10 protein-coding genes are annotated in these 10,194 nt (G+C 72.7%); all 10 read right to left on the reverse strand.

Annotated elements, in window-relative coordinates; genetic code table 11:
- Positions 1–133: 133 nt before the first annotated feature.
- A complete protein-coding gene (locus ABD976_RS13960; protein ID WP_345363024.1) occupies positions 134–1,927 on the reverse strand; it encodes a hypothetical protein in 1,794 nt (597 codons plus the stop codon).
- Between the two features lie 64 nt (positions 1,928–1,991).
- Positions 1,992–3,242: an AAA family ATPase gene (locus ABD976_RS13965; RefSeq protein WP_345363026.1), complete on the reverse strand. Its 1,251-nt coding sequence runs from the start codon at positions 3,240–3,242 to the stop codon at positions 1,992–1,994.
- Between the two features lie 940 nt (positions 3,243–4,182).
- The gene (locus ABD976_RS13970; RefSeq protein ID WP_345363028.1) at positions 4,183–6,432 is read right to left on the reverse strand and encodes an AfsR/SARP family transcriptional regulator; all 2,250 of its coding nucleotides are present in this window, start codon (positions 6,430–6,432) and stop codon (positions 4,183–4,185) included.
- Entirely contained in the window at positions 6,429–6,806 is a 378-nt protein-coding gene (locus ABD976_RS13975) for a hypothetical protein (protein WP_345363030.1), read from the reverse strand. Before ABD976_RS13975 ends, ABD976_RS13970 begins: the two co-directional genes overlap by 4 nt.
- A gap of 29 nt (positions 6,807–6,835) precedes the next feature.
- Positions 6,836–7,264 (reverse strand): TadE/TadG family type IV pilus assembly protein, encoded by a 429-nt coding sequence (locus ABD976_RS13980; RefSeq protein ID WP_345363032.1) that lies wholly within the window; start codon positions 7,262–7,264, stop codon positions 6,836–6,838.
- Positions 7,261–7,620: a TadE/TadG family type IV pilus assembly protein gene (locus tag ABD976_RS13985; protein WP_345363034.1), complete on the reverse strand. Its 360-nt coding sequence runs from the start codon at positions 7,618–7,620 to the stop codon at positions 7,261–7,263. Before ABD976_RS13985 ends, ABD976_RS13980 begins: the two co-directional genes overlap by 4 nt.
- Before the next feature lie 59 nt (positions 7,621–7,679).
- The gene (locus tag ABD976_RS13990; RefSeq protein WP_345363036.1) at positions 7,680–7,928 is read right to left on the reverse strand and encodes a hypothetical protein; all 249 of its coding nucleotides are present in this window, start codon (positions 7,926–7,928) and stop codon (positions 7,680–7,682) included.
- Between the two features lie 12 nt (positions 7,929–7,940).
- Positions 7,941–8,801: a pilus assembly protein TadB gene (locus ABD976_RS13995; RefSeq protein WP_345363038.1), complete on the reverse strand. Its 861-nt coding sequence runs from the start codon at positions 8,799–8,801 to the stop codon at positions 7,941–7,943.
- A 2-nt stretch (positions 8,802–8,803) separates the two neighbouring features.
- A complete protein-coding gene (locus ABD976_RS14000; RefSeq protein WP_345363040.1) occupies positions 8,804–9,502 on the reverse strand; it encodes a type II secretion system F family protein in 699 nt (232 codons plus the stop codon).
- A gap of 137 nt (positions 9,503–9,639) precedes the next feature.
- Positions 9,640–10,194, reverse strand: a 555-nt coding sequence (locus ABD976_RS14005) for an ATPase, T2SS/T4P/T4SS family (RefSeq protein ID WP_345363041.1), incomplete at its 5' end; no start/stop codon positions are given.

Here is a 10,194-nt window from a genome sequence, read left to right on the forward strand (position 1 = left end):
CACGGCACGCCCCCGCCAGCCAGCACGGCACGCCCCCGCCAGCCAGCACGGCACGCCGGGGGGCGTGCCGTGCTGGGGAACGCTGAGGGGCCGACCGTGAACGGTCGGCCCCTCAGCGGGTGCGGGGCTGGGGTTAGCGGGTGGCGGCGCGGAGGGCGGCGGTGGCGGCCCGGCCGATGACGGTGGCGGTGTCGGCGGGGTCGGCCAGTTGGTGCACGGTGGCGCCGTGCAGGGGGCGGTCGATGGCTTCGGTGGTCAGCCACAGCACGCCGCACCCGGTGGCCCGGAGGCGGTCGAGGAGTGTCTGGCCGCTGGTGGCCACGCTGGGCTCGAAGTAGCCGTCGCTGAGGATGACCAGCAGGCGGGCCGCGCCGGGTTGGGCCAGTCCAAGGGCGCCGTCGAGGGCGTTGATCGCTCGGGGGAAGTCTTCGAAGGTGTCGTCGCAGTCGAACTCGGTGACGTGTCCGGGTGCCGTGCCGGGGCGGGTGATGGGCCGGACCTGGTCTCCGAAGATCACCGTGGCCGACTCGGCGGGGGTCAGGGTGTGGCGGGTGGCGTGGGCCATGATCCAGGCGGCCGAGGCGGTGGCCCGCGCGAAGCGGCGCATTGATCCGGACACGTCGCAGGCGATACCGACCCGCAGCGGCGGGGCGGGTGCGAGGCGCCGGTGGGTGCGGGTGAACGGCTCAGCGGTGGGGATCTGCCCGGCGGCGCGTTGGGCGTCGGCGGCCAGCGCGCCGCGCATGCGCAACCGGCCCGGCGGCACCGGGGACGTGGTGCGGGTGGTGTGGCGGTCGGTGACCCCGGCGGTGGTCAGCGCGCGGGCCAGTCGGCGGGCGGCGCGGCGTTCGCCCGGGGTCGGTGCCCGCCTTCCGGCGAGGGCGGTCGTGCCGGTGTGGGAGTGGCCCGACTTGCCGGGCCCGGCATCCGTGCTGTCGAAGACGTCCTCGGCGGCGCGCCGTGCGTCGTCGGCGGCGGGGTCTGCCGGGCGGCGGGGCCGCGTTGCGGTGCTGCCGGGGGCGGGTTCGGTAGCGGCGTGGCGGTCGATGTTGTCGACGGTGGCCCGGACCGCTTCGGCCAGCGTGGCGGTTCCGTCCAGCATGGCGGCTTCGGCGCGCGCGGCGGTTCCGTCCAGGCTGGTGCTGTCGCTGAGGGATTCGGCATGCCCGGGTTCGCCGGTGTCGCTGGGGGTTTCGTCGGGGTCAAGGCCCACTGTGGCGCACCAGCGGCGCCCGAGTTCGATCATGGCCGCCGCGTCGTCGTCTGCGACGGTGTGGGCTTCCCGCCAGATCCCGCGCAGGGCGGCGAGGGTGTCGGCGCCGAGGATGCCGGTGATCGTGGTGCGCAGGTGCCGCACTTCGGCGTCTTCCAGGATTCCGGCGTCGTGGCGGGCCAGCAGCAACCCGGCGGTGTCGGCGGCGCTGCGTGCGGTCATGCCGGGGTCGGTGGGCATATCGTCGAGGATGAGCTTGCGGGCTGAGGCGCGCAGCCAGTGGCGGTCGTCGGGGCGGCGGCGCAGTTGGGCGGCTTCGATGCGGGACTCTTCCAGCAGCAGCGCCGCCGCCACGGCCCCGGCGGGGGGCTCTGGGGGCGGGGTCCAGCGGGTGTGGCGGGCGTGGGCGCATTCGTGGGTGAACAGCCCCCACACCGCCGCGTAACGGGCCCGGTCGGCGGGGTCGGCCGGGTCAGCCGTGCCGGGGTCCAGCGCGCCGAAGTGGGCGCCGTCAACCTCGATAGCCGCATGCGGCGGCAGGAAGCACGCGGGGGAACCGTGCCCCGCCCCAGGCGCAATGGTGACGACCAGGTCGTCGCGGTCGGCCACACACGGCGCCTCTTCGGTCATCGCCGCCGACAGGGCCAGCCACCCAGGGGCCAGCGGGTCACTGCACGGGGTCACAGCGGGGTCGGGGATCAGGTGCGCGGACATGCGGGGTTTCCTTTCACAGCAACAGGAACACAGAACGCGGGCCGGGGCGGGGCGGGGCGGGGCGCTACAGGCGCCCGCCCAAGGCAAGCGGGGCGATGGCGGTCCCGAAGATGCTGCGCAGGACCGCCGCGACGGTGTCGCGGTCCTCGTCCGGGCACAGGTTCAGCAGGTTCCCGGCCGCCGCCGGGGCCCCGAGAACGGCGGCGATCTTGTCGAAGGCGATGAGTTCCCGCAGTTGCGGCGCCCACGTGACCTCGCCCCGGGCCTGCTTGGTGGCCAGGTTCCGCGCGACCCGCACCGCGCGGGCGTCGACCTTGAGCTCCCGGGCGAGGTCGTAGTCGCTGGAAACCTGGATCTGCGCGGAAAACCGCGACGACAGGGCATCGGTGACCACCGCACCGTGCACCCCCGGGTTGTGCCCGGCGATGACGTAAAACCCGGGTGCGGCCGTCACGCGTTCCCCGCCGTTGGCCTTGATCGTGACCTCGCGGCGCCCGTCCATCGCCGGATACACCACCGCCAGCACCGTCGGCGGGATCAACGAGGCATCATCCAGGAACAGCGGGCGCCCTTCCCGCATCGCGGTGATCAACGGCCCATGCACGAACACATACCGGCCGTCGGGGGTCTGGGTGTACTCGCCGACCAGATCGGCGACCGTGGTGTCGCCGTCACCGGCTACGGTGATCACGTCGGGGAACGCGGCCTCGACCACGGCGGTCTTGCCGGTGCCGGGCGGGCCGTACAGCAGCACCGGCACCTCAGCGGTCCGCAGCTTGCGCAACGCGGTCACATCCGGCAGCCCGGACAGCGTGCGCGGGTGATACATCTGCCCGTTCGGCCGCGCCACCGGACCCGTCACCGGCTCCCCCACCGCCGGGAACGGCTTCGGCGCCGCGCCCTTGCCCGCCGCACCCTTGCCCGCCGTCGCCTTGGGCGGAGTCGTTTTGGGGGCCGTCGCCTTGGGCGGGGTCGTCTTGGGGGCCGTGCTGGTCGTGCGGCGCGACGGGGCCGGGGCGGCCGGGGTCGCAGCGGAACCGGTGGGCTCAGCGGGGGGCGTGGCAGCCTTGCGGGTGGTGCGCGTGGCCCTGTAGCGCAACGGCTTCTCGCTGGTCACCTCAGCCGCGCCGCTGGCGGCCAGGGCCTTCAAGGCGTTGCCGACCGCACCGGCCGACCGGTTCAGCTCGGCGGCTACCTGCCGGGGGCTGAATTCGGTGCGGCGGGATGCGGCCAGCACCCCGGCCACCTGAGCGCGCAACTGGCCGTTGCGCAACCGGCCGGACGTCGCGGGGGCGGTCGTGGGCGTCGTGGTCATGGCAATTTTCCTTCCGCATGGGAAACAACAAAAACCGGCAGGCACAGCTCACGCTGGGGGCACAATTCGGGGGAATTCCCGGGACCATTTCCCGGGGCGAACAACTCAAAGCTAGCTCTGCTCACACACCCCGCGCAACCGAAAACACCCCGAATCCAGCAGAGTCTTTTAGGGATTTTCAGCGCGCGACCAGCGAAAACCCGCCCTTACCCAAGGCTCGCCGTCATGCTCACGGAAAACGAATCGCCTCAACCAGGACGCGGGCCGAACATCGCGAATACGTGCTCACGGAGAAGGAACCGAGAGAAAAGAAACTCGGGTCAGCAGGAAAGGACACGATGGAGCATTGGCCGCACCGAGTGCAGCCCCCGTCGCTGCCCGCGCCCGCCCTGATGAGCACTCGTGTGCGGGGCACTACGGAGTCTGGGACACCACCGGTACCCCCGACGCACGCCGCTACCTGCGGTTATGCGCCTTACCAGGGTCGTCACTCAAGATGACATGTCGGTTGGTACCCGAATTGGTACCCGTATTGGTACCCCCGATGACACCCTCGGCAGCCACCCGCGGGCTCGTGAACGCCTCGCGATCCACTTTGAGCAACCACCGTCGGCCGGCGGTGCACTCGCCATTCCAGCAGCCTTTGGCGCCGTAAATTCCTGGTCCGCTTCTCTACCGGAAAGTGCCTTTACCGGCCCGACGACTGGACACTTCGCCAAGACCAGCCAGCTTATTACCTACCGGAGGTGTCGATGCGCCTTGATGCCTCGCTCGCAAAGACGAGTGGAGGTTGTTCAGTGGCGAGCAGGACAGCATTGGTAACAGCTGAGTGTTACCAATGCTGCTTTCTACTCGTCCCACAGATCCCGGCGGAGATACCTGCCCCGATCGTGCACAAGCTCGTGTTCTTCCCGTGAAGGGCTTGCTGCGGATTGCGGTGTCAGGTGGCGCCGCGTTGGAGGCGTTCGGCCAGGGCGACGGTGGCTGGGCTGGGGCGGGCGGCGATGTCGGCGAGCTGGTTCTGCAGGAGCGTGAAGGTTCTGGGGATGGCGTCGGTAAGTCCGAGGTCGTGTTGGAGCCGCATGATGTCGCGGTAGAGGGGTTCGTGGAGCGGGTCGAGGTCTCGGGCGTGTTCGAGCAAGCCGAGGGTGTGTTCCGGGTGCTGCTGGTGGAGGGTGCGGGCGTGGGCGGCGACGGCGTCGAGGAAGGCGCGGCGGGCGTGCTCGCGGAGGGGTTCGGTCCAGGCGCTGTCGAGGCCCGCGGCGAGGCTGTCTTGGTAGGCGGCGATGATGCGGTCGTCGGCTCCGAATCGGTCGTCGTCGGTGGTGGCGGTGCGGCGTGTGGTCAGCGCGGTGGTGAAGTCCCAGTAGTCGACCTCGACCAGTTCGGGGTGGAGGCGGTAGTGGCCGTGTTCGGCGACCACGAGGTCGTCCAAGGGCCTGCCGAGTGCGCTCAGGGTGCGGCGTAGGCGAGAGAGCGCGGTATTGAGGGCGTTGGTGTTGACTGCGGCCTCGCCCCACAACGCCTCGACGAATTCCTCGCGGCGCACTCCACTGGGGTGCAGGGCGAGGAAGGTCAGCAGCTCGCGCTGCCGGGGCTGCACGGTCCCCGTGATTTCCTGCTCGTCGCTGCCCGGTTCCGGACGGCAGTACAGGCGGGGCGGGCCGAACACGGTGATCCGCAGCGGCGTCTCGGTGTGCTGCCCCGGCTCGGGCGTATCCAGGGCGGGCTCGCGTGCGGCGGAAGGTGGCGGTGCGGGGGTGGCGATGGTTTGCACGATCTCCAGGTCGACGCCCGCCGTGGTCGCCTCGGTGTCTTCTGCGTCGGACGCAGAACGACGGGACGCCGGGCGATGTGGTGACGCTGCCTCGGACGTCGAGGGGGCTTCGGGATTGAAGAAGGTGAAGTCGTGGGTGTCGGCGGGCGTCTCGGGATGGCGCGCGGCGCGGGTGGTCCCGTCGGCGAGGTCCTCGGCCGGCGGCGTGTCTTCGTGGGACGGAGTGCTGCGCGCGGTCACCAGGAGGGGATAGATGCTCGGCGCCGTGTTGGCGTGGGGCCGTCGGGTGCGGCGGCGGTAGCGGTACCCGATGCTCGCGGCAAGCGCTCCGGCTGCTGCTAGGCCGACGATCGCGCCGGGCACAGGCGGCACGCCGGACGGGGTGTCGTCGCTCGATCCGTCGCGGGCGGGGGCAGGCGATGCGGGGGCGGGTGGTTCTGGGGACGGTGCGGGCGGACGCTGCGGCGGGTTGGGGGTGCTGTGCGCCGGATCGGTGGCGGTGGCAGCCGGGAGGGCAAGTCGCCAGCCCGGCATGAGGCTCCCGGGACTTCGCAGAGCATGGTCGTCAGGTTGGGTACGGCCTTGGTTGAGTTCGAAGATGTCCAGCCACCGACCGGAGGCGCCGAGGTGCTGCTGGGCAAGGCTGGAGAGGGTGTCGCCGTCGACCACGGTGATCCACGAAACGTCGTCCGGACGAACGGGCTCGGGTTGGCCGGGCAGCCGCAGCCATTCCCCGGCGCGCAGGGAGCGCGGGTCAGCCGGTAGCTGCGGGTTGTGATCGGCGATCTCGTGCCAGCGGGTGCCGTCGCCGAGGTGGGTTTCGGCGAGGTCCCAGAGGGTGTCGCCGGGTTGGGTCCGTAGGGGTGGGGTGGAGGCGGGCGGGCTGGGGGTGGGGTGCCCGCCCGCCTCCGGTGCGGCCGGTGGCGCTTCGGGGGTGCGCTGTGGGCCGCCGGGGTGGCGGGGCGCGCTTCCCGCCACCGGGTCGGGGTGCATGGTGGCGAGGCTGGGTGTGGCGGTGCCGAGCAGGGCGGCGCCGGTGACCAGCCCGGTGATCCAGCCGCGCACGCCTGCGGGCCGGTGTTCGCGCAGGCGGTGGGTGCCGTGGCGCAGGGCCGCGGCGAGATCAGCGGCGATCCAGCACAACGCCACGGCCCAGAGGGCCCAGCCGGTCAGCAGGCAGGCGGCGAGCAGGAGCCCGTCGGGGCCGAGGCCGAGGCGCAGGTCGTGGTAGGTCCGCGTGGCCCATGCCTGCACGTCGGCCCAGACCAGTTCGCCGAGCGCTCCGCTGCTCACTGGTGGCGGGGTCAGGTTCGGCCACGGGAAGGCCTGGGTGGCGAGCGCGAGCAGGGTGGGCAGGGCGAGGAGCAGGAGTAGCAGGCCGAGGGCGGCGGCCAGGCGGCGCAGCGTGGTCATGGGGTGAGTCCGGGATCGGTGGTGCCGACACCGAGATGGGCTTCGGCCCGGCCGGTGACGTGGAAGGTGGGGCCGAGCAGGCCGAGGGCGGCGGGTTCGGTGTGGGCGACGGTGATGCGGACGGTGCGGCCGTCGAGGGTGATCTCGCCGCGGTGCCCGGTGTTGGCCAGCGCGGCGTGCGCGGCCCGGCGCGCGGTCGTGGGGTCGAGGGTGAGGTGGGGTGTGCGGGTGTTGAGGGCGGTCAGGGCGGCGCGGGCGGCTTCGGCGGCGATCGCGTCGGCGCGGGCCAGGGCGCGCAGGTGGGCGGCGCCGTCGACGACGAGGGCGAGCAGGAGCAGCAGGCAGGGCAGCAGGACGGCGACGAGCACGCTCATCGAACCCCGCTCCCCCACCCCGCGCCGGATCATGAGCGACCTCGATACGGGTCGACCGGGCTGGCGAAAGCCGAGTGCAGGTCCATGGTGCCGGGCATTCCCGGCAGGGCGAGGTCGGCCAGCGCGACGGTGCACGTCAGGTCGACGCTGACGGTTCCGGTCTGCCCGACCGGGGTGGTGAGGCCGCTGGTGTCCACGGCGAGCTGGGTGTGCTGGCAATGCAGGTTCTGGGCGTGCAGCGTGTCGGTGGACACTGTGCTCGCCGTGGTGTGGGCGGCGGGGGCGGTGCGGGCCAGTGAGGTAGCACGGGCGGCTGCGGCGGTGGCGGTGTCGAGCGCGGCGTGGGCGGTCACGATCCGTCCCGCCGCGACCATGAGCGCCAGGACCAGCAGGACGACGGGGGTGAGGACGGCGAGCTCGACGCTGGCCGAGCCCTCGTCCGCTTCGCCGTGGGTCATGGCGTGCCTCCTGGGGTGGTGAAGCGTTCGCGGGCGCCGTGGGCGGACTGGGTGACGCGGAACTGCAGGCCGGGGATCGGCAGCACGCGGGGTGCGGAGGCGGTGACGCGCACCGTCGCGGTTTCCGGCGTGGCGTTCACGGTGATGGTGGGGTCGGTGGCGGCGTTGGGGGCGCGGTGGAGGAAGTCGGCTGCGGCCCGCTGGCCCGCGCCCGGCGGGGCGTGGAGTGCTCGGGTGGCGGTGAGGCCGGTGGTGGCGGCGTGCAGGCACAGGCTGCGGGTGTGCCACCACAGCCCGGCCTGCACCACCGAAAGCAGCAGCACCAGCGCGATGCCGATGAGGACGGCGGTTTCCACAATCTCCGAGCCACGGTCCGGCCACGGTGGTCTGGTGTGGAGGGTCATCACAGGGGTCCTCAGTGGATCTGGCCTTGGTACTTGTTGACCACCGCGGTGATGGCGGCTCCGAGGCCGACGGCCACAGCGAGCCCGATCGCGGTCAGCACGGCCTTTTCCGTGGTCTCCGAGCCCTCGTCGTCGAAGCGGAGGCGCCGGGCGCGGCGTTCCGCCCAGTCGAGGAACCGGGTCATGGCCAAGACCAGGCGCAGCACGAGGTGCCCGAGTGCTGCGGTGATGCGGTCGGCGGTGAGGCGCAGGGTGTGCATGGACGGGTCCTTTCACTGGGTGAGGAGTTGGGCGGTGGTCGGGTACAGGACGAGTCCGAGGAAGGCGACCATGAGCAGCGACACCGGCAGGGTGAGCCGTTCGCTGCGGCGGTTGGCCTCGGCGGTGTCGTCGCTGAGCGCGGCGTGACGCAGGGAGGCGGCTTTGGTGTGCAGGCTGGTGGCGATGGCCGCGCCGTCGGCGGCGGTGTCGGCGAGGTCGGCGACGTCGACCAGCTCCGGCACCTTCAGCCGGGTGCCGAGGTCGCGCAGCGCGTCCCAGGGGGTGCGGCCGAGCCGGTGGGCGTGGAGCACGGTGGCGCGGATGCGCAGCAGCAGCGGGTGGTCGCTGGCTTCGGCGGCCTCGCGTAGCGCGGGGGTGGCGGCGCGGCCGGCACTGCGTTCCTGGGCGACCAGGTCGAGGTAGACCGCGAGGACCCGGCGGTAGGAATCCCGCCGCTGCTGGGCCCGGTCGCGAAGCTGGAAGTACGGCAGCATCCCGCCCAACCCCGCCCCGGCGAGTGCGGCCAGCGGCACCAGGGCACCGGACGCCAAATCCGCCGCTGCACCCAACAGCCCCAGCGCGGTGCCGATCGCCGCGCCAAGGGCGGCACCTCGAAGGCGCTGGGTGGTGTAGCGCGAGGGGCTGAGTTCCAGGACGTCGAGGTCGGCTTCCGGGAGTCGAATCCAGGGGTGCGTGGATCTGGCGGCGCGGTCGGTGAGGCCGGTGACCACGGCGCTGGTCGCAGGCGAGGTACCTCCGTGAGTGCGTTCCAGGGCGGCGGGGAGGTGGAGCTTGGCTTCGGGGAGGGCGGCGAGGAACGCGGCGGCGAGCCCGGCCCCGAACGCGAGTCCCAGCAGGACGGCGAGCAGCATCATCAACTCCCCTGCGTGATGAGGTAGCGGTGCGGCTTCGGTGGGGTGGTCAGGCGGTGCATCCACAGCAGCGACCCGGCGCCCAGCAGGAGGATCACGGCGAGGGCGAACTGACCGGGCGTGATGGAGAACGGGGCGAGGTAGTGCCCGGCGAACACGACCAGTCCGGTGGTCATGGCCAGGGTGATGCCGATCAGGCACCGCACAGTGGTCCGTGGTTTGGCCCGGTCGGCGTCGATGGTGCGGCGTGCGGCGACGTCGCGGGCTTGGGCGTCGGCCTGGCGGTGCAGCAGGTCGGCCAACCCGCGCCCGCCCGCCCGCAGCCGCAGCAGCAGCGCCAGGACGACCGCGTCGGCAGCGGGATCGGCGAGTTCGTCGGCGAACTGCCGCAGCGCGGTCTCGGTGCCGTGGGTACGCAACCGCCCAGCGAGGCGCTCGACCGGCCCGGCCAACGGCTCCGGGGCGGTGGCGGCCGAGCGCACGATGGCCTGGGACAGCCCGCCCGCGCCGGAGGCGAGCAGGTCGGCGACGCGGCGGGTCCAGGTCGCCAGGGCCTCCGCCCGACTGATCGCGGTGCGGGCGTGGTCGGGGGCCAGGACGTGCGGTAGGCCGACCATGGCGGCGGCCACGGCGAGCCCGGCCACCGGCCAGCCGGTCATCCACCACGCCACGCCACCCAGCAGCACGGAGGCCAGGGCCATGCGTGCGCGCTTCCGCAGGGACCTCCGGGCCCAACGACGCCGTCGGGACGGCAACGCCTCGCGCCCGAACAGAAGAAGGAGCACCGCGATCGCGGTGGCGAGCCCGCAGCCCGCTCCGCCGAGCAAGAAGAGACTCATCACCACTCACCGCCCCAGGCCTGAACCGGCGGGGCGAATACGTCGCGGTCGAGTCCGGCGCGGGTGAGCCGGTCGAGCAGCGCGGGGCTCGGTGGGCCGACCGGGACGGCGTGGTCGGCGTCGGGTGGGAGCGTGAACAGTGGTGTGAGGTCGGGGCCTTCGGCGTCGCCGACGGGGCCGACTTCGACGATCTCGCTGATGGTGCGGTGGCGGCAGTGGGGCCGGTCGAGGCGGGTCACGTGCACCACGAGGTCCAGCGCGGAGGCGGTCCAGCGGTGCGCGGCGGTGATCGGCAGCGGCGGGGATGCCAACTGGCCGAGGGCGGCGATGCGGTCGGGCACGGCGCGGGCGGTGGTGGCGTGCAGGGTGCCCATGCCTCCGGCCGCGCCGTTGCCCAGGGCCCGCAGCAGCGCGGTGATCTCCCCCGCTCGGACCTCGCCCACGATGACGCGGGAGGGGGAGTGCCGGAGGGCTTGTTTGAGCAGGTCGTCGAGGGTGATGGCGCCGGTGCCTTCGGCTCCGGCGGTCCGGGCTTCCCAGGCGGTCACCAGCGG

Source organism: Saccharopolyspora cebuensis (genome assembly GCF_039542665.1).
Taxonomy (GTDB): domain Bacteria; phylum Actinomycetota; class Actinomycetes; order Mycobacteriales; family Pseudonocardiaceae; genus Saccharopolyspora; species Saccharopolyspora cebuensis.

Bases quoted from the DNA above. Each gene is read 5' to 3' on its own strand.
- ABD976_RS13960 (WP_345363024.1), bottom strand. From the start codon at position 1,927: ATGTCCGCGCACCTGATCCCCGACCCCGCTGTGACCCCGTGCAGTGAC.
- ABD976_RS13965 (WP_345363026.1), bottom strand. From the start codon at position 3,242: ATGACCACGACGCCCACGACCGCCCCCGCGACGTCCGGCCGGTTGCGC.
- ABD976_RS13970 (WP_345363028.1), bottom strand. From the start codon at position 6,432: ATGACCACGCTGCGCCGCCTGGCCGCCGCCCTCGGCCTGCTACTCCTG.
- ABD976_RS13975 (WP_345363030.1), bottom strand. From the start codon at position 6,806: ATGAGCGTGCTCGTCGCCGTCCTGCTGCCCTGCCTGCTGCTCCTGCTC.
- ABD976_RS13980 (WP_345363032.1), bottom strand. From the start codon at position 7,264: ATGACCCACGGCGAAGCGGACGAGGGCTCGGCCAGCGTCGAGCTCGCC.
- ABD976_RS13990 (WP_345363036.1), bottom strand. From the start codon at position 7,928: ATGCACACCCTGCGCCTCACCGCCGACCGCATCACCGCAGCACTCGGG.
- ABD976_RS13995 (WP_345363038.1), bottom strand. From the start codon at position 8,801: ATGCTGCTCGCCGTCCTGCTGGGACTCGCGTTCGGGGCCGGGCTCGCC.
- ABD976_RS14000 (WP_345363040.1), bottom strand. From the start codon at position 9,502: ATGGCCCTGGCCTCCGTGCTGCTGGGTGGCGTGGCGTGGTGGATGACC.